Genomic DNA, 24,447 nt, shown 5'->3' on the forward strand with positions numbered 1-24,447 from the left:
GTTAGCCATGGAACATATCGTCAATCCCACCGTCACCAATCTGATCATCTTTGTGCTGGCCATCTATGTGGGCTACCACGTGGTCTGGACCGTGACGCCGGCCCTGCACACACCGCTGATGGCCGTCACCAACGCGATCTCGGCCATCGTCATCGTCGGCGCCATGCTGGCCGCGGCGCTGACCGAAACCGATCTGGGCAAATTTATGGGCACGCTGGCCGTGGCGCTGGCCGCCGTGAATGTGTTCGGCGGCTTCCTCGTCACGCGGCGCATGCTGGAGATGTTCAAGAAGAAGGATAAGAAGGCGGAGGGAGCCAAGCCATGAGTTTGAATCTCGTCACCCTTCTGTATCTGCTCGCCAGCGTCTGCTTCATCCAGGCGCTCAAGGGCTTGTCGCATCCCACCACCTCCATCCGCGGCAATTTGTTCGGCATGGTGGGCATGGGCATTGCCACCGTGACCACGGCGGCGCTGATTCTCAAGCTGGCTGATGGCCATTCGATTGGCCTGGCCTATGTGCTGGCTGGTCTGGTGGTCGGCGGCGGCATCGGCGCCTATATGGCGCAAAAGGTCGAGATGACCAAGATGCCCGAGCTGGTCGCCTTCATGCACAGCATGATCGGCTTGGCGGCGGTGTTTATTGCCGCCACCGCCGTGTTGGAGCCGGCCGCCTTCGGCATTGCCGACAAGGGCAGCACGCTGATCCCTGGCGGCAACCGCATCGAGCTGGCGCTGGGCGCCTTCATCGGCGCGGTGACCTTCTCGGGCTCGGTGATCGCCTTCGGCAAGCTCTCGGGCAAGTACAAGTTCCGCTTGTTCCAGGGTGCGCCGGTGTCTTTTGCTGGTCAACACAAGCTCAATCTGGCCCTGGGCCTGGCGGCGGTGTTCTTCTGCTATGGCTTTTTTGCCTCGCAGAGCTGGATGGACTTTTGCCTGATTCTGGCGCTGGGCTTTGCGCTGGGCGTGCTGCTGATCATTCCGATTGGCGGCGCCGATATGCCGGTGGTGGTATCCATGCTGAACAGCTACTCGGGCTGGGCGGCGGCGGGCATTGGCTTCTCGCTGAATAACTCGATGCTGATCATTGCCGGTTCGCTGGTGGGCTCCTCGGGTGCCATCCTGAGCTACATCATGTGCAAGGCCATGAACCGCTCCTTCTTCAATGTGATCGGCGGCGGCTTTGGCGGTGATGCCACGGCGGCCGCCGCAGGCAGCGCGGTGCAGCGGCCGGTCAAGACGGGCAGCGCCGATGACGCCGCCTTTGTGCTGGGCAATGCCGAGACCGTGATCATCGTCCCCGGCTACGGCCTGGCGGTGGCGCGTGCCCAGCATGCGGTGAAGGAGCTGGCGCAAAAGCTCACCGACAAGGGCATCACCGTGAAGTACGCCATCCACCCGGTGGCGGGCCGCATGCCTGGCCATATGAATGTGCTGCTGGCCGAGGCCGAAGTGCCTTACGACCAGGTCTTCGAGATGGAAGACATCAACGCCGAATTCGGCCAGGCCGATGTCGCCATCATTCTGGGCGCCAACGACGTGGTGAACCCCGCCGCGCACACCAAGGGCAGCCCCATCTACGGCATGCCCATTCTGGAGGCCTACAAGGCCAAGACCATCATCGTCAACAAGCGCTCCATGGCTGCGGGCTATGCCGGCCTGGACAACGAGTTGTTCTATATGGACAAGACCATGATGGTGTTCGGCGACGCCAAGAAGGTGGTGGAAGACATGGTCAAGGCTGTGGAGTGAGGCCGCAGCGGCCGCGCTAATGCGCACCATCAACGGGCCTTCGGGCCCGTTTTTCATGCGTAATGCGCAATCTTTGTTCGCATTAGGTGCGTCTATCGAATCCCCTGACGAATCCGTCGTCAGCAATAGGTCAGAATTGCGGGATAGCTAGGAGACAGAAAAGATGGAGAAGATTTGGCTCAAGAACTACTCTGAGGGAGTTCCGGCGGAGATCGATACAGGGCTTTATCCGTCCCTCGTGGACCTGATGGAGTCGGCGTTCAAGAAGTACCCCAGCCAGCCTGCCTACAAGATGATGGGCCGGCAGATCACTTTTGCGCAGCTGGATGAAGCCTCGCGTGCGCTGGCGGCTTATTTCCAGAGCCTGGGCCTGGAAAAGGGCGACCGCGTCGCCCTGATGATGCCCAATGTGATGCAGTACCCGGTGGCGGTGGCGGCAGTGTTGCGCGCCGGCCTGGTGGTGGTGAACGTCAACCCGCTCTACACCCCGCGCGAGCTGGAGCATCAACTCAAGGACGCTGGCGCCAAGGCCATCGTGATCCTGGAGAACTTCGCCTACACCTTGCAGCAAGTCATCAAGTCGGTGCCCACCAAGCATGTGGTGCTGGCCTCCATGGGCGAGATGCTGGGCTTCCCCAAGGGCCTGATCGTCAACTACGTGGTGCGCAAGGTCAAAAAACTGGTGCCCGCCTTCGAGTTGCCCGGCGCGGTCAGCTTCAACAATGCCGTGGCCAAGGGCCGTGGCCTGAACTATCAGCAGCCCAAGGTCGGCCCCAACGACATCGCGGTGCTGCAGTACACCGGCGGCACCACCGGCGTGTCCAAGGGCGCCGTGCTCTTGCACCGCAATCTGGTGGCCAATACCTTGCAGGCCGAGGCCTGGTATCAGCCTGCCCTGAAAAAGGTTCCGGCTGGCGAGCAGTTGCTGAGCATCTGCGCCTTGCCGCTGTATCACATCTTCGGTTTCACCACGAACATGATGCTGTCCATGCATGTGGGCGGCGCGAACGTTTTGATCCCCAACCCGCGTGATCTGCCCGCCGTGTTCAAGGAGCTGAGCCAGCATCGCTTCCACAGCCTGCCGGCGGTCAACACCTTGTTCATGGCCATGGCCAATCATCCCCAGTTCAATACCGTGGATTGGAGCCATTTGGTGATCGCCGTGGGCGGCGGTATGGCGGTGCAGCAAGCGACCGCCAAGCTGTGGCTGGACAAGACCGGCTGCCCGATCTGCGAAGGCTACGGCTTGTCCGAGACCTCGCCCGTGGCCAGCTGCAACCCGACCGACAGCAAGGCCTACACCGGCAGCATCGGCCTGCCCATGCCCAGCACCGAGATGTGCTTGCTGGATGATGCCGGCCGTGAAGTGGCGCCGGGCGCCTCCGGCGAGATTGCCATCCGCGGCCCGCAGGTGATGGCCGGCTACTGGCAGCGCCCCGACGAAACCGCTCAGGTGATGACACCCGATGGCTTCTTCCGCACCGGTGATATCGGCATGGTGGACGAGCGCGGCTTCTTCCGCATCGTCGACCGCAAGAAGGACATGATTCTGGTCAGCGGCTTCAACGTCTACCCGAACGAGATCGAAGACCTCATTACCCAGATGCCTGGCGTGATGGAGTGCGCTTCGGTGGGCGTGCCGGACGAGAAGGCCGGCGAGGCCGTCAAGGTGGTGATCGTCAAACGCGACCCCGACCTCACCGAGGCCGATGTGCGCGCCTATTGCGAAGCCAATCTGACCGGCTACAAGCGGCCCAAGATCATTGAGTTCCGTCAGGACCTGCCTAAGACCCCGGTCGGCAAGGTGCTGCGCCGTGAATTGCGGGATTTGAAGAAGTAAAGCCGATTCCGCAAAGGCCGAGTTTGACTGGCGCAGGTTTGTCACGACCCACAGCGTGACAAATCCTCGCGATACCCGGCTATCACGGAGGTCTGCGCCCCGTGCCGCGGCCAATATGCGGCACTATGCCGAGATTGGCTGAACTTGGCTGAACTCGCTTCATGGCGGGCAAGTTCCAAGTCCGGCGTCCCGTCGGTTCATCCTTCTACAAAGTGCCCGCCTTGCTGACTCATTCCTATCACCGCACCGAGGCCGGTCGGGCCGAGGTCAAGGCGCGCTTGCTGGGCTTGTCGCGCAGCGCACGCAATCTCTTGTTGGTGCTGGACGCCTCTCGCCCGGCGAGTGCCTGGCTGGGCCTGGTGCAAGGCGCCAGCGCGGCCGATCTGGAGCAATTGCTTGAGCATGGCCTGGTGGCCGATGTGAGTGCGCCTGCTGAGGCGCCCGTCACAGTTGCCGTGGCTGCCCCATCCGCCGCACCCGCTGCAGCCGAGGCCATGACGACAAGCTCAAGCGAAGCGGCCGGCGTCTCCGCCCAGTCGCCGCTGGCACATGCCGAGCTTTACGACTTTATGACCCGCCACGCCAAGCAGCATCTGGGCCTGATCAAGGGCTACAAGCTGGTGCTGGAGGTGGAGCGCTGCGCCGATTTGGCAGCCTTGCGTACCCTGGCCGACCGCTTCGTGCAGGACGTGCAGCAGGCGCAGGGCGAGATGGCCGCCGAGCAAGTGCGGCGCGCCTTGGGCATCATCAAGCCGTAAGCCGGCACAGGCCTGGAGTAAGCGCGCCCGGCGCGGCTTAACTTGCGGCACACTGGCGGCATCTCAGGCCGCTGGCATGGCCCAGCCGTCGCGCCGCTGCGCTTTAACTTCTTCGCCTTCATTCATCATGCTGCCCCGTCTTTTTGTTGACACCCCGCTCGCCGAGCTGCACCCGCATTCAGACACGGACGTCGCCGGCCCCATCGAGCTGGTGCTGCCCGCCGGCGCTGCCCGCCATGTGCAAGTGCTGCGTCTGCAGCCCGGTGCGGCGCTGAATCTCTTCGATGGCAGCGGTTTTGACTGGCAGGCCGAGGTGCTGCGCATGGGCCGCAGCGAGGTGGTGGTGCAGCTGCATTCGCGCCAGCTGGTGCATCGCGAGCTGGCTCATGCGGTGCGCTTGTGCGTGGTGATGCCGGCCAATGACCGCATGGACGGCGTGATTGAAAAAGCAACCGAACTGGGCGCTGCCGCCGTGCAGCCTTTGATGAGCGAGCGCTCGGTGCTGCGCCTGGCCGGCGAGCGGGCCGAGAAAAAGCAAGCCCATTGGCAAGGCGTGGCGGTGGCGGCTTGCGAGCAGAGTGGCCGCAGCGTGCTGCCGCGCGTTGAAGCTGTCAGCCCCCTGCAGCAATGGCTCAAGAGCCTGCCGCCCGTGACGGCGCAACAACGCCGCTGGCTGCTCAGCCCAACGGCGGCACGGCCCTTGCGCGAGCTGGCAGCGGCGCAGCCGGAAGCGACGTCAACCCTGGTTTTGTCCGGCCCCGAGGGTGGCTTGAGCCCGGCCGAAGAGCAGGCCGCGCGCGATCACGGCTTTGAGGCCGTGCAACTCGGCCCGCGCATTCTGCGTGCCGACACGGCCCCACTGGCCGTGCTGGGCTGGCTGGCCCTGCAATCAGTTTGAGTCGGCGGCGGCGTTATCGCCGTTGCTTTCGCCTTCGCGCCCCGGTTTGGGCGTGCGCGCCGAACCCTTGATCAAGTCGAACTTGAACATCCGGCATTCGATCGGGCCGTTCCACATCGGGATCTTGCGCGACTCTTTGAGGCGCATCTTGCTGGGCAGCTTCATGTCCGGGCACAGCAGCCAGGCGGTCCAGCCGGCCGGGTTCTCGGTGTAGGCGCGCTTCCAGTGCGCCGCCAGGCGCGGGAAGAAGTCGTCGCCAGCATCGCGGGCTTCTGAACCGCCCGCATCCCGGCTCATCTGGAAGTTGCCGGCCTTGCCGCGCACCTCGATACGCTCGCCGTAGGGCGGGTTCATCATGATGGTGCCTGGCATGCCTTCGGGCAGCTCGGGCGCCGGGCGCTCCAGCGCATCACCGCCGTTGAATTGGATGTACTGGGCCACACCGGCGCGCTCGGCATTGCGGCGTGCAAAGTCAACCATGCGGAAGGCCACATCGCTGCAGTAGATCGGCACGGCGGGCGCATGCTCGCGGTCTTTGGCGGCTTGCTTGATGGCTTGCCAGCGGCCGCGCAGCGGCACAAAAGGCAGTTGGCGCTCAAAGGCGAAGCGGCGCTGCATGCCGGCGGCCATGCCGCAGGCGATTTGCGCGGCTTCCACCGCAATGGTGCCCGAGCCGCAGCAGGGGTCGTGCAGGGCGCCGCCGGCTTCGGGCGTGCCCTTCCAGCCGGCCGCAGCCAGCATGGCGGCAGCCAGGGTTTCCTTCAGCGGGGCGTCGCCCTTGTCCTCGCGCCAGCCGCGCTTGAACAGTGGCTCGCCGGAGCTGTCGATGTAGAGCGTGGCATCGGTTTCGCTCAGGTGCAGCATCACCGGCAGATCGGGGTAGCGGGTGTCCACGCTGGGGCGCTCGCCGGTGGCGTCGCGCAGCACATCGCAGATGGCGTCCTTGACGCGCAGGGTGGCGAAGTTGAGGCTGCGCAGCGGGCTGCGCTGGGCAATGGTGTCCACGCGGATGGTTTCGGCCGGGGTGATCCACTGTGTCCAGTCGATTTTGCAGGCCAGGGCGTAGATATCGTCCTCGTGGCGGTAGCCGCCGCCGATCAACTCGATCAGCACGCGCTGGGCCAGCCGGCTTTCGAGGTTGAGCTTCATCACGGCTTCCAGATCGCCCTTCAGCGCGATGCCGCCGCGCAGCACCTCGATATGGGTTTTGGGCAGGATGCCCCGCACCTCTTCATCGAGCAGGCGCTCCACGCCGGAGGCACAGGAGACAAAGAGATGGAGCTTATCGGTGGGGGAAAACATGGGGCAGAGGCGTTGCGATTGCGGCCGCAAGCAAAAAGTTCAAAGGGCAAAAGCACATGGGCTTTGGGGCTGATTGTCCCAGTTCGCGGCCAGGCTTGGCCAGAGGGCGCGGAATTCAGGCCCGTGCCAGTGCCGCAGGCCTGGCCTGAGCTGGCCTTTAGGCCGGCAGCGGCGCGTCGGCAGGCCTGTCTTCGCTTGTGGCTTGAGCCTTTGCGGGCTCGGCAGTTTGCGTCTGCCCGGCCATGGGCTTGGGCCATTGCAAGGCCTCGGCGACGAAGGCCTCGATGGGCGTGGGCCGGCCGAACAAATAGCCTTGGTAGGCATGGCAACCCAGCTGCGCCAGCAGATCGCGCTGCGCCTCGGTTTCCACCCCTTCGGCGATGACGTGCAGGCCCAGGCTGTCACCCAACTGCACAATCGCATGGGCAATGGCATGGGCATTGGGCTCGCTGATCAGGTCGCGCACAAAGGATTGGTCGATCTTGAGTTGCTTGAGCGGCAGGCGCTTCAGGTAGGCCAGCGAGGAATAGCCGGTGCCGAAATCATCCAACGACAGGCCCACGCCCAGGCGGCCCAGCTCCGTCATCAGGCGGATCACGCCCTCCACATCGTCCACCAAGGCGCTCTCGGTCAGCTCGATCTTGAGGCGCTCGGTGGGGGCGTTGCTGCGCGCCAGGATTTGCTGCAAGGTGGACAAAAAGCCCTTGTGGCGGAACTGGACGGCACTGACGTTGACGGCCAGGCTCAAGCCCTCCAGCCGCGGCTGACCGGCCCACAAGGCCAGCAGCGCGCAGGCCTGCTGCATCACCCAGGCGCCCAGTGGCACGATCAGGCCGGTCTGCTCAGCCAGGGGGATGAACTGTGCGGGCGAGACCCAGCCGCGCTGCGGGTGTTGCCAGCGCAGCAGCACTTCGGCGCCGGTCAACTGGCCGTGCTGATTGACCTGGGCTTGCAGATAGAGCGCGAACTGGTCGTTCTGCAAGGCGCCGCGCAGGTCCGCCTCCAGCGTGGCGCGCTCGGCCATGGCGGCCTGAGTGACCGGGTCGAAGAAGCACAGCTGGTTGCGGCCGCCCGCCTTGGCTTGGTACATGGCGTGGTCGGCATGCTTGAGCAGGTCTTCGCTGCTGCTGCCGTCGCCCGCGCCCCAGACCTTGATGCCGATGCTGGGCGTGCTGTGGTGCAGATGGTCTTTGAGCTGGTAGGGCTGGCCCAGCACGCGCAGGATCTTTTCGGCCGCCGCTTCGGCATGCTGGGCAGCCTCGGCGTAGTCCTGGCCCAAGTCCTGCAGCAGCACCACAAACTCATCGCCACCCCAGCGCGCCACCGAGTCCTGCGCCCGCACCGTGCCCAGCAGGCGCTGCGCGATGCTTTGCAGCAGCAGATCGCCCATGCCGTGGCCCAAGGTGTCGTTGAGCGACTTGAAGTTGTCTAGGTCGATGAAGAGCACGGCGCCGTGGCGGCCCTGGCGCTGCGCCGAGGCCAGGGTTTGGTTCAAGCGGTCCAGCAGCAGGCGGCGGTTGGGCAGGCCGGTGAGCGGGTCGTTGAAGGCCAGCTTCTCGATCGCGGCTTCGGCACGCTTGCGTTCGGTGATGTCGCGCGTCAGGCCGATGAACAGGGGCTCGCCATCGCGCTCGATGCTGGACACGGCCAGGCTCATCGGGAAGTTGCTGCCGCTCTTGCGCCGGCCGGTGACGTCGCGGCCGACCCCGATCACGCGTGCTTGATTGCCGCCCAGGTAGTTGCGCAGATAGCCATCGTGCTGGCTGGCCTCAGGCTCGGGCATCAGCAGGCTGACATTGCGCCCGATCACTTCCTCGGCGCTGTAGCCGAACATGCGGCAGGCCGAGGCGTTGAAGCTCAGGATCAGGCCGCGCGCGTCGATGGTGATGACGCCGTCCACCATATTGTCCAGAACCGCCTGGGTGTGCTGGGCTTTGTCGTGGTCGCTGCGCCGCTGAGCTTCGCGCAACGCGGCGATGCTGCGCAAGCGACGTTGGCGCAGCCACAGCGCCAGGCCGCTGACCATGGCCAGCAGCAAGCCGGCCCCCAGGGTCTGCTGCCATTGGCGCTGCCAAGGCGCTTCCAGGGCGGTGATCTGGCGACCCACGGCAACGATCAAGGCGCGGTTGGTTTGCAGGCCCGGGGTGCGCACGGTTTGCAAGGCCGTCAGGCGCTCATCCCGGCTGACTAGGGCCAGGCCTTGCTGAACGCTGGCGTCTTGGCCGCTGGCCAGATGGCGGGCCAGTAGCGAGCCCGGCCGGTCCAGCAGCCGGCGGCCCATCCAGGCATTGTTCTGCGGGCGCAGGCTGTAGAGCATGCCGTCGGCGTGAACCAGGGCGCTCCAGGTGTCATCCGAGGTTTGCGCCGCACCCAGCACCAGCTTGAAGTAGTCGGGGTCTAGCGTCACCATGGCCACGCCAGCGAATTGCCCGCGCGCATCGAACAGCGCTCGCGACAAGCTCATGGTGTATTCGCCCAGCGCATTGCTGTAGGGCGGTGAGACATAGAGCATGCCGTACTGCGGCGCCGCTTTCGGCATCAGAAAGTAGTCGCGCGTGCTGGCGTCGAAATTGGGGAGCTCGGCCAGCGAGGTGGCTCGCATGCGCCCGCGGGCATCGATGATGGCGGCCATGCGCACACCGGGCATGGCCTGGGCCAAGGCGCTCAAGAGTGGGCGGGCATCTTGCTGCATCTGGCTGTTGCGCCATTTGCCGTGGGAATCGTCGATGGTCTGCAGCGCCGCCTGAATGCCATGCAGCTGCTGCGCCACGATGCCGTCCAGCACTTGCACTAGGCCTTGCAGGCGCTGGCTTTCTTGCTGCTGCAACTCGGCGCGTTCATGCCTGAGCCCGATGACGGCACACAGCGCGGCGATCATGCAGGCCAGGGCGAACACCAGCCATTGCGCGTGAAATTGCTGAATGCAGAAGACCGAACCGGGGCGGTTCGCCGAATGGGGGGCTGGGCTGGACATGGTGGGCGAGGTGAGGGAGCGTCACCTTAGCGAGTCGCCCCTGCCTCAGCCTTGATGCAGATCAATCAGCAGGGTTTGCGCAAATTGGCCGGGGCGATCTTCAGCGCTTCGCGGTATTTCGCCACGGTGCGCCGCGCTACCTGGATGCCTTGCTCTTCCAGCATGCTGGCCAAGGCGCTGTCAGACAGCGGCTTGTTCGGCGCTTCCGCCTCAACGAATTGCTTGATCAGCGCGCGCACGGCGGTGCTGGAGGCATTGCCGCCGGCCTCGGTGCTCAGGCCCGAGCCGAAGAAGTACTTCAGCTCAAAGGTGCCAAAGGTGGTGGCCATGTATTTGGCCGTGGTGACGCGTGAGATGGTCGATTCGTGCAAGCCCAGCTCGTCGGCAATCTCGCGCAGCACCAGGGGCTTCATGGCCAGGGCGCCGTGGGTGAAGAAGCCTTTTTGCCGCTCCACGATGGCTTTGGAGACACGCAAAATGGTGTCGAAGCGCTGCTGGATGTTTTTAATGAACCAACGCGCTTCCTGCAGCTGGCCACCCAGCGCACTATTGCTGATGCCGCCGCGGGTTTGCCGCAGGGCGTTGGCATACATCTCATTGATGCGCAGCTTGGGGGCGACTTCGGGGTTGAGCATCACCCGCAGCTCGCGGCCGACCTTGCGCACGATCACATCCGGGATCACCGCCTGCGACTGGCCTTGCGCGAAACGCCGCCCCGGTTTGGGGTCGAGGGCGCGGATCAGGGCTTGCGCTTCGCGCAGCAAGGGCTCGTCGGCGCCGGTCAGCGCCATCAGCTTTTTGCTATCGCGCTTGGCCAGCAGTTCCAGGTGCGATTTGCAGATCAGGATGGCGATCACCTGCGCCGGGCTGCGCGGCAACGCGCGCAACTGCAGCGTTAGGCATTCGGCCAGGTCGCGTGCGCCGACACCGCCGGGGTCCATGTTCTGCAGCCACTTCAGGGCGATGCGCAGATGGTCCAGCAGCTCTTCTTGCTCCTCGGCATCGCTGGTCAGTGCCTGGGCGATGTCTTCCAGCGTGTCTTCCAGATAGCCGTCTTCGCCCAGCGACTCGATCAGTACTTGCAAGGCCATGCGGTCGGCCTGGCTGAGGTGCATGCCGGCCAGCTGCTGATTCAAATGCTCTTGCAGGCTGATCTCGGCGAACTCCTGCTCGCTGCGATCGTCGTCGCCGTCATTGCTGGCGCTGCCGCTGTTGTGGTTGCTGGGTAGTTCGCGGATGCCGTCGAAGTCATCGCGCTCGGTGCCGTTCTCCCAATCGTCGCGCTCGGTGCTGCCGAAGTCTTCGGCCCGCAACTCCGGCGTGCTCTCGGCGTCGGCGTCGGCGCCGCCGCCCAACTCGGTGTCGGCGCTGCTGTCGTCGGAGGCGCTGGCGCGTGGCGGCTCGCTGATCTCGGGCGCGGCCACGCTGATGTCATCCTCGGTATCCAGCAGCGGGTTCTGCGCCATCATCTGCTCGATTTCCTGGTTCAACTCCAGGGTCGAGAGTTGCAGCAGCCGGATCGATTGCTGCAATTGCGGGGTCAGCGAGAGATGCTGGCTCAGGCGCAGCTGAAGCGACTGTTTCATCACATGCGGAAGTTTTCGCCGAGATAGACCTTGCGCACATCGGCGTTGTCCACAATCTCGGCGGGCGTGCCTTCGGCCAAAACGGCGCCTTCGCTGATGATGTAGGCGCGGTCGCAAATGCCGAGGGTTTCGCGCACATTGTGGTCGGTGATCAAGACCCCGATGCCGCGCGCCTTCAGGAAGCTGATGATGCGCTGGATCTCCAGCACCGCGATCGGGTCGACGCCGGCAAAGGGCTCGTCCAGCAAGATGAAGCGCGGCTGGGTGGCCAGGGCGCGCGCGATCTCAACACGACGGCGCTCGCCACCCGAAAGCGCGGGGGCGGGGCTGTCTCGCAGCTTTTCGATGCTGAGGTCGTGCAGCAGGTTTTCCAGCAATTCATTGATGCGCGCCTTGCTCAGCGGCCGGCCATTGGCATCGAGTTGCAATTCCAGCACCGCGCGGATGTTTTCTTCCACGGTGAGCTTGCGGAAGATCGAAGCTTCCTGCGGCAGATAGCTCAGGCCCAGGCGGGCGCGCTGGTGGATGGGTAGGTGCTGGACCTCTTTGCCGTCGATGTGGATCTCACCAGCATCGGCGCGCACCAGGCCCACGATCATGTAAAAGCTGGTCGTCTTGCCGGCACCGTTGGGGCCCAGCAGACCCACCACCTCGCCGCTGTCCACGCCCAGGTGCACGTTCTTGACCACTTTGCGCACGCCGTAGCTCTTGGCCAAACCGGTGGCGTCAAGGCGGCTGCGCGGCGCGCTGCTGCCGCTGATCGGGGGCGCGCTGCTCATGGCGCCTTTTTACTGCTGGGCAGCTGGGTGCTGGGTTGCAGGGTCAGGCCAGAACTGGCGGCGGGCTCGGCGCTTGCTGCCGAGCCTCGCGGCATGATCACCACGCGGACGCGGCCGGTGGGGTGGGGCGAGGTCTTGCCGCCGTCCAGGGTGAACACTTCGCTGCGGTTGTCGTAGACGATCACGGCGCCGCTGACCTCGTCGGCCACCGAGCTGCCCATGGTGCGATGCACCACCGCATTGCCGATGAAGCGCACGGTGTCGCTGCGGGTGTCGTACTCGACCTGATCGGCAAAGCCTTCGATGGCCTCGCCGGGAATATCACGGGCCTGGCGGAAGGACACCTGCTTGCCGGTCTGGCCATTGGCATAGGCTTGAAAGTAGCCGTCACCGGTTTCGCGCACATCAATGCGCTCGGCCTTTAGCAGCAAGCTGCCCTTGCTGAGCACCACATTGCCGTTGAACTCGGTGCGCTGGCGCGCCATATCGACCCGGCCACCCTGGTCGGAGGCGATGTTCAGTGGTTTGAACTGGTCGGCCTTTTCGGCGCGGGCGATGGTTGCGGCGCCGAGCATCAGCGCCACGGCCAAGGCGACACGGCCAGCGTTGGCGATGTCTTGGGCGACGGCTCTGGCGCTAGGGCGGGATGGGCGAAGGCAGGGTGTTTTCATGGCGGCACAATTCTTGCAGACCATTCTAGCCCTGCATCTTCAAGCGCAGCCCGGCGCCACCCCAAATTGCAGGAGCGGCACCTAGGCTGAAGAGATCGACCTGCCGCGCGCGCGGCACGGCAGGTTTTGCAAGCGGGCCTCAGCCCTTGCTTGAGCGTGCCAGCTTGATCAGATAGTCGGTCACCGCCAGTGCTTGCTGGCCATTGACGACTTCACCGGCACCGCGAACGCCGGCAATGCCGGGCGAGGTCAGGAAGCGGCCGGCGATGCCGATGGCGGGCACGCCGTCGATGCGGTAGTCCTCCGACAGCTTGCTGGCTTGTGCGCACTTGGTCTGCACGCCGAAGGAGTTGTAGGCGGCGGTGAACTTGGCCATGTCCAGGCCCAGGCGGCCGGCCAGAGCCATCACGGCCTTATCGTCCTCGGGCATATCGCGCTGGAAGGCGTTGAACACGGCGGTGTGCACTTCGGCTTCCTTGCCCATCGCTTCGAGAGCGAAGAACAACTTCTGGTGCGATTTGATGTTGGCACGGAAGCCCACATGCACGCGGCGGAAGTTGACGTCGGCGGGCAGCTGCTTGCTCCAGGCCTCGATGATGGGATCAAAGGTGAAGCAGTGCGGGCAGCCGTACCAGAAGAACTCCAGCACATCGATCTTGCCCGGTGTGGAGGGCAGCACCTGGGACAGTTTCAGGTATTGCTTGCCTTCCACCGGCGTGCCTTGTGCCAAGGCCAGGCCTGGCAGGCTGCCGGCACCTAGAACGCTCAGGCCCAGAGTGGCGGAGAAATCGCGACGCTTGATCATCGGTGAGATCCTTGGAAATAAAGGGGAGTGAGAGGGGGTGAACTCAAGCCGCCATCAGCGCTTGACGGTGACCAAATTGGCTTCCATGCCGGCGCCTTCAACCTTGCGCTGCTGCGCTTCGGCTTCGTCGCGGGCGTCGAAGGGACCCAGGCGCACACGGTACACGGTGCGGCCGGATTGTTCGCGCTCGGTGATCTTGGCGCTCAGGCCCTGCATGGCCAGCTTGGCGCGCTGGGCCTCGGCGTCGTCGGACTTGGTGAAGGCACCGGCCTGCACGAAGTAGACGTTCGGGTCTGCGGCGGGTGCGGCGGCGGCTGCCTTGGACTCAGGCTTCTTCTCGCTGCTGGCCTTTTCGGTGGCCTTGTCGCTCGATTTTTCAGCCGCCTTGCTTGGCGCCGAAGCCGGCGCATGGCTTGGTGCGTGGGCGGGCACGGCAGTAGGGGCGGGCTCAATAGCGGTGGCGGCGGCAGGCGCCGTGCTCTGCACCGGTGCAGGCATCGTCACCGGCGCGGGGCTGACCACGCCGCTGGCGGCCTTGGCGCCGGCCTTGCCGGCCAAGGGGGCGTTGGGGTCCCAGTTCTTATTGCGCAGGGCCTCTTCGGCGTCTTGCTCCGCCGTGCGCTGCGGCACCTTGTTGATGAAGGGGATGGGCACCTTGGTGATGTAGAGCGCCACGCCCAGCGCGACGGCCAAGCCGACCAGCAGGCCAACGATCAGGCCGAGGACGAAGCCCCCCTTTTGTCCCGCTTTTTGATTCTTGGCCCCAACGCTCATGTGTTCTCCGATGTTGTCGTCACCACGGCTTCACGCGCCATCACCTCAGGGGCGCTGACACCCAGCACGGTCAGCGCGTTGGCGATGACCTGGCGGGTGGCCGCCAGCAGGGCGACCCGGGCCAGGCTCAGCTCGGGCGTCTGATCCAGCACGCGCTCGGCGGCATAGTAGCTGTGATAGCTGCTGGACAGCTCGCGCAGGTAGAAGGTCAGGTCATGCGGGGCCAGGCCTTCGGCGGCGCGGGTCAGCATGGCGGGGTAGTCGGCCAGCTTGAGCATCAGGGCGGCTTCGGTCGGGGCCGTCAGCAGGCTGAGATCGGCGCTGGCCAGCGCGGCGGCATCACCACCACGCGAGACCCAGTTGCGGATCACCGAGCAGATGCGCGCATGGGCGTACTGCACATAGAACACCGGGTTCTCATCGTTCTGCTTCAGGGCCAGATCGATGTCGAAGGTGAACTCGGTGTCGGCCTTGCGGCTGATCAGGAAGAAGCGCACGGCGTCGCGGCTGGTCCAGTCGATCAGGTCGCGCATGGTCACATAGCTGCCGGCCCGCTTGGACAGCTTGACTTCCACGCCGCCCTTCATCACCAGCACCATCTTGTGCAGCACATAGTCGGGGAAGCCTTGCGGGATGCCCACGCCGGCCGCTTGCAAGCCGCCGCGCACACGGGCGATGGTGCCGTGGTGGTCGGTGCCCTGCACATTGATGCACTTGGTGAAGCCGCGCTGGAATTTGTTGATGTGATAGGCCACATCCGGCAGGAAGTAGGTGTAGCTGCCGTCGGACTTGCGCATCACGCGGTCCTTGTCGTCACCGTAGTCGGTGCTGCGCAGCCACAGCGCGCCGCCTTCTTCAAAGGTCTTACCCGAAGCCAGCAACTTGGCCACGGTGCTTTCCACCGCGCCGCTGGAATACAGGCTGGACTCGAGGAAGTAGTTGTCGAAGCGCACGCCCACGGCTTGCAGGTCCAGGTCTTGCTCGTGGCGCAGATAGGCCACGGCGAACTGGCGGATGCTGTCGAGGTCGTTGATATCGCCGGAGGCGGTGAACTCGCGGTCATCGGCTTTGACGGTCTTCTTGGCCAGGAAGTCGTCGGCGATGTCCTGAATGTAGTCGCCGTTATAGGCCGATTCCGGCCAGCCCGCATCGCCGGGCTTCAGCCCTTTCAGGCGGCATTGGGTGGAGTTGGCCAGGGTGGCGATTTGCACGCCGGCGTCGTTGTAATAGAACTCGCGGGTGACTTGCGAGCCTTGGGTCTGGAACAGGCTGCAGATGGCGTCGCCCAGGGCGGCTTGGCGGGCGTGGCCCAGGTGCAGCGGGCCGGTGGGGTTGGCGGAGACGAATTCCACCATCACATGCTGCTCGTTGGCGGGCTGTTTGCCGAAGTCGGCGGCGGCGCTCAGCACCTCGGCCACCACGGCTTGCTTGGCGGCGGGCTTGAGGCGGATATTGATGAAACCGGGGCCGGCAATTTCCATCGCTTCGACCCAGCGCTCGAAGGCTGGGCGGCGCTGCAGGGCCTCAATCAAGGCCTGCGCCAACTCGCGCGGGTTCTTCTTGAGCGGTCGCGCCAATTGCATGGCGGCCGTGCAGGCATAGTCGCCCAGGGCGGCTTGCTTGGGGGATTCGAAGGCGGCTGCCAGGTCGGCGCCGGGACTGAGTTCTTGAATCGCTTCGGCCAGGGCGGCGAGCAGTTCTTGCTTGGCTTGGATCATGGCGCGATTCTAAGTCGGCGCACCGCCAGCGGATTCGTCGGCCCCACAGGTTCTATGATGCCGGGCATGTCTGACGACGACACCTCTTTGCCGATCGAGCCCAAGCTGGATTTGCCCGCCTACATCGGCCGCTACAAGATCTTGCGGCGCTTGGGCGAGGGCGCGACCAGCGATGTCTTCCTGGCTTTGGACGAATTCAAGGGCGGCGAGGTGGCCATCAAGCGCATGCGCGCTTGGGCGGTCACCAGCCGCAGCGGCGAGGGCAGTGATTACGGCAGCCGCTTCTATGCAGCCGAGGCGGCCCTGGCCGGCCGCTTGCAGCATCCCAATGTGGTGCAAATCCTCGACGCCGTGCCGGAGCAAGACGCGCCCTATCTGGTGATGGAGTTTGTGCCCGGCCTCACGCTCAAGCATTTCTGCCGCAGCGACCGCTTGTTGCCGTTGGACCAGATCGTCGAGCTGGGTTTCAAGTGCGCCATGGCTTTGTCCTATGTGTTCCGCCAAGGCGTGATTCACCGCGATGTGAAGCCCGCCAATTTGCTGGCCGTGCTGGATGCGCAAGGCCAGGTCACGGATGTGAAGGTGAGCGATTTCGGTAGCGCCCTGAATCTGCGCTCCGATGCCACCCAGGTGCACCGCGTGGGCTCCTTGGCCTATATGCCGCCGGAGCAGATCGAGGGCGGCGATGTGGATTGCCGCGCCGATATTTACGCCCTGGGTGCCGTGCTCTACCACCTGATTTCTGGCCGCCCGCCTTTTGATGCGCCCAGCCAGATGGCGCTGATGCACCAGATTTATCACCAGGCTCCGGCCACGCTGGTGGGCCAGCGCAGCGGCGTGACGGCGGAGTTGGACAGCGTCATCATGCGCGCCCTGGCCAAGCACCCCGAAAGCCGCTACGCCAACTGGGAAGAATTTGGCCGCGGCTTGTCCGAGCTGGTGGCCAAGCAGTTGGTGCCGCTGGCCAGGCTTTATGAAGTGAAAGATTCCGAGCGCTTCAATATGCTGCGCGAGCTGGAGTTCTTTGCCGACTTCGGCGATGTTGAACTGTGGGAAGTGGTGCACCGCGGGCGCTGGCGGCGTTTTCCCGAAGGCCATGCGCTCTACAAACGCGGGCAGGAGGGCAATACCTTTCACATCATTTCGCAAGGCGCGGTGGAGGTCTACCGCGAAGGCACCATGGTGGCCGCGCTGGGCAAAGGCACTTCGGTGGGCGAGATGGCCTATCTGGCCCCCAACCCGGCGCTGCGTCAGCACAGCGCGGATGTGAAGGTCAGCGAGCTGTGCACCACCATCTCCTTCACGCCCGAGTCGCTGGGCCTGCTCAGCCCCGAATGCCAGCATCGCTTTGACCGCGCCTTCATTCAGGTGTTGGTGCGGCGCTTGCATGCGGCGCATGAGTCTTTGGCGCATCCACGACGGATTCTGTAAACCCTTCTTGAGCCTGTCGCGTTGGCATGCTTGAATGGCTCGGCACGCTGGGTCATTCAAGTTTGCTGCAATGACCTTCGTTCTCACCTTTCATTCAATCGCCAAGGATTTCTCAATGAAGAAGATGATCAGCCTGTTGACCTTTGCCGCCCTCGCATTTGCCGGCAGCGCCCACGCTGTGCTGCCAGCCGCTAGCTGCGATGCTCAGGCCGCCGAGAAGAAGCTGGCTGGCGCGGCCAAGACCAGCTTCGTCAAGAAGTGCAATGCCGACAATCCGGCCAATGCTGCTTGTGATGCCAAGGCTGCTGAGAAGAAGTTGGCCGGCGCCGCCAAAACCAGCTTTGTGAAGAAGTGCGTGGCCGATGCCGACGCACCTGCCGCCGCCGCTGTCGACCCGCAAGCTGTGTGCGACAGCCAGGCCGCTGAGAAAAAGCTGGCCGGTGCCGCCAAGACCAGCTTTGTGAAGAAGTGCGTGGCCGACGCCAAGTAAGGCTTATTCCTCACTGAATGAGCGAGCCGAAGCCCTCGATGTGAGGGCTTCGTCGTTTTCGCTTCGCCGGCCCTTGTCCTTGCTTTGTCCGCGCTCTTTTTGAGGCGAGAATCGGCCGCCGCATCATCAAGATTTGGTGCCGCCCAAGCAAAGGACCCCATGAACGAAGGCAGCGCGCCGCGCGCGTCGATATTCAGCGCAGACTCAGAGTCAGGTTCAGCGGCGGGCGCGCCGGCGCCGCAGGGCATGCCCGTGGTGGCCTTGGGTGCTTCGGCCGGTGGCCTGGCGGCCTTTGAGAGTTTCTTTGCCAGCCTGCCGCAGGGCTGCGAGCCGGGCATGGCTTTTGTGCTGGTGCAGCACCTAGCGCCAGATTTCAGCAGCATGCTGAGCGAATTGGTCCAGCGCTATACCGACCTGCCGGTGCGAGAGGTGGAAGATGGCATGCCTCTGCAGGCCAACCATGTGTATGTGATTCCGCCTGACCGAGACATGGCATGCCTGAACGGCAGGCTGCAGTTGCTGGAGCCTGCGGCCAAACGAGGCCATCGGCTGCCGATCGATTTCTTCTTCCGCTCGCTGGCGTTGGACCAGGGCGAGCGGGCCGTCGCGGTGGTGCTCTCGGGCACCGGCAGCGACGGCAGCCAGGGCTTGCGCGACATCAAGGCCCATGGCGGTTTGATCCTGGCGCAAAGCTTGGTAACGGCCGAATTTGACGGCATGCCGCGAGCCGCCATCGCCACCGGCCTGGTGGACTTCGAGCTGGCGACGGCTGACATGGTCCCCAAGCTGCTGGCCTATATGGGGCAGGGCGACAAGAGCCTGAGGGCCGCCGAGGCGGGGCAAAAAAGCGAAGCGCAATTGCGCAAGATTTATGCCCAGCTGCGCGCCCAGACCGGCCATGATTTTTCCAATTACAAGCCGACGACGATCTGCCGGCGAATCGACCGGCGCATGGCCGTGCATCAGATCGACACGGTGGAGGCTTATGCGCGCTACCTGCAGCAATCGCCGCCCGAGGTGGAAGCCTTGTTTCGCGATTTGCTGATCGGCGTGACCAACTTCTTCCGTGACCCGGATGCCTTTCATGTGCTGGCGCAACAAGGCATTCCCAGTTTGTTCGAGGGCCAGCCCGTCGGTGCGGTCATCCGCGTGTGGGTGGCTGGCTGCTCCACCGGTGAAGAGGCCTATTCAATCGCCATGCTCTTGCTCGAGCATATGCAGACGCTGCCGGGTACTTACCGTTTGCAGGTCTTTGCCTCTGATATCGACAGCCGAGCGATTGCCTTTGCACGCGAGGGCCGTTACCCGAGCAGCATCTCCGCCCATGTTTCACCCGAGCGCTTGGCGCGCTTCTTTGTTGCCGAGGCCGATGGTGCCAGCTACCGCGTGCGCAAAAGCCTGCGCGATCAGCTGGTGTTCTCCGAGCATGATTTGATCAAGGACCCCCCTTTTTCAAAGCTGGACATGGTCAGCTGCCGCAATCTGCTGATCTACCTCGGCAGCGATTTGCAAAAGCGCCTGATCCCTTTGTTCCACTACGCGATCAAGCCGGGTGGCTGCTTGTTTCTCGGCTCCAGCGAGGGGGTCGGTGAGTTCGATACCTTGTTCAGTGCGACCGATCGCAAGGCCAAGCTGTACCGCCGCCGCCCCGATGTGCCGGGGCAGCTGAGGCCGGGCAGCGGTCGAGTCTCCGTTTCATTGCCCCAGCTTTCGGCGTTGCGCCTGGCCGCACTTGGGGTAGGTCTTGCCGCCGCGCCAGTGCGCGGAGGCGCTCAGTCAGCGAGTGTTATGAAGCCATCATTGCGAGAAATTACTGAACAGGCCTTGCTGCTGCAAGTGGTGCCGGCAGGTGCTTTGGTGAATGCGCAGGGCGACATCCTTTACCTGCACGGCCGCACCGGCATGTTTTTGGAGCCGGCGCCTGGCGAGGCCGGTGTCAACAATATTCTGAAGATGGCCCGTGAGGGCTTGCGCCATGAGTTGAGCATGGCTCTGCACAAGGCCGCCGTGTTGAAGGACACGGTGCGGGTGACTGGCTTGCGGGTCCGCAGCAATGGGCATTTCACGCGCGCCAATTTGACGGTGCGTGCGGTGCTGCCGCTGGCCGCCCCGGCGAATGAGGTGCAGGCGGCAAGTCTGTTCCTGGTCATCTTGGAGGAGGTGAATGCCGGCATGGCCGAAGGTGGTTCAGCCTCATCCGCCGCACCGGCGGGCGTGGAGGCCTTGCCTGATCTCGCCAGTACCCCAAGTGCCGAGGCAGAGCCCGCCGATGTGGTGGCCTTGCGTGTGCGCATCGAGCAGCTGGAGCGGGAGCTGCGCGCCAAAGACGAGTATTTGCAAAGCACGCAGGAAGAGCTGGAAAGCGCCAACGAAGAGCTGAAGTCGGCCAACGAGGAAATGCAGTCGGTCAACGAAGAGCTGCAGTCCGCTAACGAAGAGCTGGAAACCTCGAAGGAAGAGTTGCAGTCGGTCAATGAAGAGCTGGCCACGGTCAATACCGAGTTGAACACCAAGGTGGTGGACCTCTCGCGCGCCAATAACGATATGAACAATCTGCTGGCCGGGACCGGCATTGGCACGGTCTTTGTCGACCACCAATTGCGCATCTTGCGATTCACGCCGGCAGCGACGCAGTTCATTCACCTGATCCAGAGCGACACCGGGCGGCCGGTGGGTCATCTGGTGTCCAAGCTGGTGGGCTACGACCGGCTGGTGCCCGATGTGCAGGCAGTGCTGGACAGCCTGGTGTCCAAGTCCATCGAGGTTGAGACCAGTGAAGGCCGCTGGTGCACCATGCGCATCCAGCCCTACCGCACGCTCGACAATGTGATCGAAGGCGCGGTGATCTCCTTTGTGGATATCAGCGATATGGTGCGGGCGCGCCAGCAACTGCACGATGCCAACGATTTGCTGCGCCTGGCCGTGGTGGTGCGTGATGCTTCGGATGCGATCACCGTGCAAGACCTGAATGGGCGCACCTTGGCTTGGAACCCGGCCGCGACGCGCTTGTATGGCTGGAGTGAGGCCGAGGCGCTGGCGCTGAACGTGCGGGAGCGGGTGCCGGTGGCGCTGCGCGACCGGGCGCTGGACGAGTTGGCTCAGGCCGATATGCAGCAACCCCTGCGGACCCAGCGTCTCACCAAGTCCGGGGCAATACTTGAGGTGGTGGTGGTGTCTTCGTCCTTGCGCGATAGCGAGGGGCGGCACTATGCTGTGGCCACCACCGAACGGGCGCTAGCTGGAAATCAGGGTTAAGACACCGATGAGTGTTGAAGACGGCTCCACTCCCACGGCACGTGCCACGCTGCAGCGCTTGCGCGAGCGTGCGGAGACGCGTTTTCGCAGCTTGCACGCGCTAGCGCTGTCACCGCGTGACGCCGTCGGCGCTGCGCCGATTCAAGCGCCAGAGTCGCTGCTGCACGAATTGCGGGTGCAGCAGATTGAGCTGGAGATGCAAAACGAGGAATTGCGCAGCTCGCAGCTGGACTTGGAAACCTCGCGCGCCCGCTATTTCGATCTCTATGACTTGGCGCCGGTAGGCTACTGCAGCCTCGGTGAGGCGGGCACGATCGAGCAGATCAATCTGGCTCTGGCTTCACTCTTGGGTCCGCCGCGTAGTCATTTGCTACGCCACCGTTTCGCGGCTTTTATCTGCCCTGAGGATCAAGACATTTTTTATCGCCACCGCCTGCTCTTGCAGCGCAGTGGCGAGCCGCAGTCCTTTGAGTTGCGGCTGCGCAGCCAAGCCGGTGGGCAAGAAGGCTCGCCAAAGGGAACAGAAAAGGGCGGGCAAGACGGCGGGACGCGCTGGGTGCAGATCCAGGCCTCATGCGCGCAGGTGGAGGGGGGCGAGTCGCTGATGCACTTGGCGGTGATGGACGTCGATGCGCGCAAGCAGGCTGAACAAGCCAATTCCTTGGCGGCCAAAGTCTTCACCCATGCCCGCGAGGGCATCATGATCACCGCGCCTGACGGCACCATTCTGGCGGTCAACGAGGCCTTCTGCCGCATTACCGGCTACTCAGTGGAGGAGATCGTCGGTTGCAATCCGCGGCTGTTTGGCAGTGGTCGCCAGAACGCCGACTTCTACCGCACTATGTTTGCCGAACTGCGCAGCCACGGTCATGTGCAGATTGATATTTGGAATCGGCGCAAAACGGGTGAGTTGTTCGCCTCGATGCAGACCATCACCGCGGTCTTGGACGCTGCGGGCAACACGGTCAACTACGGCTCGCTGTTCTCCGACGTCACGGTGCAACGCGAGCAAGAAGCGCAGCTGCGCCACCTGGCCCACTTTGATGCGTTGACCCATCTGCCCAATCGCCTGCTCTTGGCCGACCGCCTGCAGCAGGCCATGCTGCAAGCGCAGCGCCGCGGCAACCAATTGGCGGTCGCGTTCTTGGATTTGGACGGCTTCAAGGCGATCAATGACCAGCATGGTCATGAGGTCGGGGACCTGATGCTGATCGCTTTGGCGGAGCATATGAAAAATGCGCTGCGCGAGGGGGACACGCTGGCGCGCTTGGGTGGTGATGAGTTTGTGGCCGTGCTGGTGGATCTGGACGATGTGCCGGCCAGCCTGCCCATGCTGACCCGCCTGCTGGCTGCCGCCGCCCAGCCTTTGCAAGTGCGCGGCACAACGCTGCAGGTCTCGGGCAGCCTGGGCGTGACCTTTTATCCGCAAGGCATTGAGATCGACGCCGATCAGCTCTTGCGGCAAGCCGATCAAGCCATGTACCAGGCCAAGCTGGCGGGCAAGAACCGCTATCACGTCTTCGATGCCGAGCAGGACCGCAGCGTGCGCGGTCACCATGAAAGCCTGCAGCGCATTCGCCAGGCGCTCCATCAGGGCGAGTTCTTGCTCTACTTCCAACCCAAGGTCGATATGCGGGCTGGCCTTGTGCTGGGCGCCGAGGCCTTGATCCGCTGGCAGCACCCGGAGCGTGGCTTGCTCGCCCCGGCTGAGTTTTTGCCCGTGATTGAAGATCACCCGCTGGCGGTGGAGGTGGGGGAGTGGGTGATTGACGCCACCTTGCGGCAGCAGGAACTCTGGTTGCAGCAGGGCTTGGCAATGTCAGTCAGTGTGAATATCGGGGCACGGCAGCTGCAGCAAGTCGATTTTGTTGCTCGACTGCGGCTGCTGTTGGCGGCTCATCCGGCGGTCAACCCGGCAAGCTTGGAGCTGGAGGTTTTGGAAACCTCGGCCCTGGAGGACATGAGCCATGTCGTTCGGGTGATGAACGAATGCAAGACCATGGGCGTGCGCTTCGCGCTGGATGACTTTGGCACCGGCTATTCCTCGCTGACTTATCTGAAGCGCTTGCCGGTGGCTGAGCTGAAGATCGATCAGAGCTTTGTGCGCGATATGTTGGACAACCCTGTCGATATTGCCATCCTCAAGAGCGTCATCGGCATGGCGCAAGCCTTTGGTTGCGAGGTGATTGCCGAAGGTGTGGAGACGGCTCAGCACGGCGCCCTGCTGATCGGCTTGGGCTGCGATCTGGCACAGGGCTATGGCATCGCGAGGCCGATGCCGGCGGCAGATCTGCCCGGCTGGGTCCAGCAGTGGCAGCCGCATTTCAGCTGGACAGAACAGCGATTGCCCTGAGCCTCAGGCCGACTTGGCGCTGCTGCGCCAGTATTCTGGCTTGGCATAGTGTTGCTTGAGAAAGTCCACCCATAGCCGCACCCGCAGTGGCAAATGCTTGCGCTGCGGCAGCAGGGCGTAAATGCCATTGGGTGGCGCGGCGAAGTCGTCCAGCACGGTTTGCAGGCGCCCGGCCGCAATGTCTTGCTCCACCTCCCAGGTGCTGCGCCAGGCCAGGCCCAGGCCGCGCAAGCACCAGTCGTGCAGTACCTGGCCGTCGCTGCAGTCGAGCCGGCCGCTGGGGCGCAAGTAGCTCAATTCCCCGTCAATGCGAAAGGCCCAGCCGCGCGTCTGGCTGGCGTCGGAGCTGAGCATCAGGCAAGCGTGGCGAGCCAACTCGGACGGATGTTTGGGCGCGCCGGCACGCTTCAAATAGGCCGGCGCGCCCACGCACAGGCGCCGGTTGTCGGCCAGGCGCTGGCTGACCAGGCTGGAGTCGGGCAGGTCGCCCAGGCGCACGGCGCAGTCATAGCCTTCGCCGGCAATGTCCACCACCCGGTCGCTCAAATTGAGCGAAACGCTCACATCCGGATGCAGGGCCAAAAAGTCGGGCACCAGGGGTGCCACATGGCGGCGGCCGAAGCCGGCCGGTGCGGTCAGGCGCAGCAAGCCGCTGGCCTTCACGCCACCGGCGCTGACGCTGGATTCCGCATTGGCAAACTCCACCAGCAGGCGCTGGCAGTCTTCCAGGAAGGCGCTGCCCTCGTGGGTGAGGGTGATGCGCCGCGTGGTGCGCAGCAGCAGCTTGACGCCCAGCCGCGCCTCCAGCGCATCGATGCGCCGCCCCATCACCGCAGGGGCCACGCCCTCGACGGCGGCGGCGGCCGTCAAGCTGCCGCGGGTGGCCACGCTGACAAAGGATTCAATCTGTTTGAGGCGATCCATGCGCCTGATTCTCCTGCTGATCGCAATGAAAAAGTAGAACTTTCGACGGATTAGCTCGTTTTGCTTATGTATTCAATGCACGCGGCGTCATGAATCGCATCGTCAAACTGGCATAAATTGGGGGCCTTGATTCGTCGCCT

The 24,447-nt window shown here is 64.0% G+C and carries 18 protein-coding genes; 9 read left to right on the forward strand and 9 right to left on the reverse strand.

The features are described from left to right. Positions 1–7 precede the first annotated feature (7 nt). The 5 genes from AABB87_RS01490 to AABB87_RS01510 all read left to right on the forward strand — a co-directional run bounded on the left by AABB87_RS01490 (position 8) and on the right by AABB87_RS01510 (position 5,245). The gene (locus AABB87_RS01490) at positions 8–325 is read left to right on the forward strand and encodes an NAD(P) transhydrogenase subunit alpha (RefSeq protein ID WP_058721135.1); all 318 of its coding nucleotides are present in this window, start codon (positions 8–10) and stop codon (positions 323–325) included. Further along, positions 322–1,749, forward strand: a complete 1,428-nt coding sequence (locus tag AABB87_RS01495; protein ID WP_341969347.1) for an NAD(P)(+) transhydrogenase (Re/Si-specific) subunit beta — start codon at positions 322–324, stop codon at positions 1,747–1,749. The genes AABB87_RS01490 and AABB87_RS01495 overlap by 4 nt, the downstream gene beginning before the upstream one ends. Positions 1,750–1,912: 163 nt before the next feature. Continuing rightward, the gene (locus tag AABB87_RS01500) at positions 1,913–3,589 is read left to right on the forward strand and encodes a long-chain-fatty-acid--CoA ligase (protein WP_341969348.1); all 1,677 of its coding nucleotides are present in this window, start codon (positions 1,913–1,915) and stop codon (positions 3,587–3,589) included. Positions 3,590–3,810: 221 nt separating this feature from the next. Next, a complete protein-coding gene (locus AABB87_RS01505) occupies positions 3,811–4,347 on the forward strand; it encodes a hypothetical protein (protein ID WP_341969349.1) in 537 nt (178 codons plus the stop codon). Between the two features lie 127 nt (positions 4,348–4,474). Then, positions 4,475–5,245, forward strand: a complete 771-nt coding sequence (locus AABB87_RS01510; protein WP_341969350.1) for a 16S rRNA (uracil(1498)-N(3))-methyltransferase — start codon at positions 4,475–4,477, stop codon at positions 5,243–5,245. Here AABB87_RS01510 and AABB87_RS01515 read toward each other — a convergent pair. From AABB87_RS01515 to argS, 8 genes are all read right to left on the reverse strand, one after another. Then, a complete protein-coding gene (locus AABB87_RS01515; RefSeq protein ID WP_341969351.1) occupies positions 5,237–6,547 on the reverse strand; it encodes a THUMP domain-containing class I SAM-dependent RNA methyltransferase in 1,311 nt (436 codons plus the stop codon). The two genes, AABB87_RS01510 and AABB87_RS01515, sit on opposite strands and share 9 nt — an antisense overlap. Positions 6,548–6,704: 157 nt before the next feature. Next, positions 6,705–9,521 (reverse strand): bifunctional diguanylate cyclase/phosphodiesterase, encoded by a 2,817-nt coding sequence (locus AABB87_RS01520; protein WP_341969352.1) that lies wholly within the window; start codon positions 9,519–9,521, stop codon positions 6,705–6,707. Between the two features lie 65 nt (positions 9,522–9,586). Continuing rightward, positions 9,587–11,107 (reverse strand): RNA polymerase factor sigma-54, encoded by a 1,521-nt coding sequence (locus AABB87_RS01525; RefSeq protein WP_341969353.1) that lies wholly within the window; start codon positions 11,105–11,107, stop codon positions 9,587–9,589. After that, positions 11,107–11,886: an LPS export ABC transporter ATP-binding protein gene (lptB, locus tag AABB87_RS01530; protein WP_058721129.1), complete on the reverse strand. Its 780-nt coding sequence runs from the start codon at positions 11,884–11,886 to the stop codon at positions 11,107–11,109. The genes AABB87_RS01525 and lptB overlap by 1 nt, the downstream gene beginning before the upstream one ends. Further along, the gene (gene lptA / locus AABB87_RS01535; RefSeq protein WP_341969354.1) at positions 11,883–12,557 is read right to left on the reverse strand and encodes a lipopolysaccharide transport periplasmic protein LptA; all 675 of its coding nucleotides are present in this window, start codon (positions 12,555–12,557) and stop codon (positions 11,883–11,885) included. Before lptA ends, lptB begins: the two co-directional genes overlap by 4 nt. Before the next feature lie 139 nt (positions 12,558–12,696). After that, positions 12,697–13,362: a thiol:disulfide interchange protein DsbA/DsbL gene (locus AABB87_RS01540; RefSeq protein ID WP_341969355.1), complete on the reverse strand. Its 666-nt coding sequence runs from the start codon at positions 13,360–13,362 to the stop codon at positions 12,697–12,699. A 54-nt stretch (positions 13,363–13,416) separates the two neighbouring features. Then, positions 13,417–14,136: an SPOR domain-containing protein gene (locus tag AABB87_RS01545; protein WP_341969356.1), complete on the reverse strand. Its 720-nt coding sequence runs from the start codon at positions 14,134–14,136 to the stop codon at positions 13,417–13,419. Next, positions 14,133–15,854, reverse strand: coding sequence for an arginine--tRNA ligase (gene argS, locus AABB87_RS01550; protein ID WP_341969357.1), 1,722 nt, complete (start codon positions 15,852–15,854; stop codon positions 14,133–14,135). Before argS ends, AABB87_RS01545 begins: the two co-directional genes overlap by 4 nt. Positions 15,855–15,920: 66 nt before the next feature. Here argS and AABB87_RS01555 point away from each other — a divergent pair, with 66 nt between their 5' ends. The 4 genes from AABB87_RS01555 to AABB87_RS01570 all read left to right on the forward strand — a co-directional run bounded on the left by AABB87_RS01555 (position 15,921) and on the right by AABB87_RS01570 (position 23,383). Then, on the forward strand, positions 15,921–17,285 hold the full coding sequence (locus AABB87_RS01555) for a serine/threonine-protein kinase (protein WP_341969359.1): 1,365 nt from the start codon (positions 15,921–15,923) through the stop codon (positions 17,283–17,285). A gap of 115 nt (positions 17,286–17,400) precedes the next feature. Then, positions 17,401–17,775 (forward strand): hypothetical protein, encoded by a 375-nt coding sequence (locus AABB87_RS01560; RefSeq protein WP_341969360.1) that lies wholly within the window; start codon positions 17,401–17,403, stop codon positions 17,773–17,775. Positions 17,776–17,934: 159 nt separating this feature from the next. Then, complete coding sequence (locus AABB87_RS01565) at positions 17,935–21,030, forward strand: chemotaxis protein CheB (protein ID WP_341969361.1); 3,096 nt, start codon at positions 17,935–17,937, stop codon at positions 21,028–21,030. A 7-nt stretch (positions 21,031–21,037) separates the two neighbouring features. Next, positions 21,038–23,383 carry a putative bifunctional diguanylate cyclase/phosphodiesterase gene (locus AABB87_RS01570; protein WP_341969362.1) on the forward strand — a complete coding sequence of 782 codons (2,346 nt, stop codon included), beginning with the start codon at positions 21,038–21,040 and terminating at the stop codon, positions 23,381–23,383. A 3-nt stretch (positions 23,384–23,386) separates the two neighbouring features. Here the strand turns inward: AABB87_RS01570 and AABB87_RS01575 are convergent, their stop codons facing one another. Continuing rightward, positions 23,387–24,307, reverse strand: a complete 921-nt coding sequence (locus AABB87_RS01575) for a LysR family transcriptional regulator (RefSeq protein WP_341969364.1) — start codon at positions 24,305–24,307, stop codon at positions 23,387–23,389. Between the last annotated feature and the right edge of the window lie 140 nt (positions 24,308–24,447).

This window comes from Roseateles sp. PN1 (assembly GCF_038419725.1).
GTDB lineage: Bacteria > Pseudomonadota > Gammaproteobacteria > Burkholderiales > Burkholderiaceae_C > Paucibacter_A.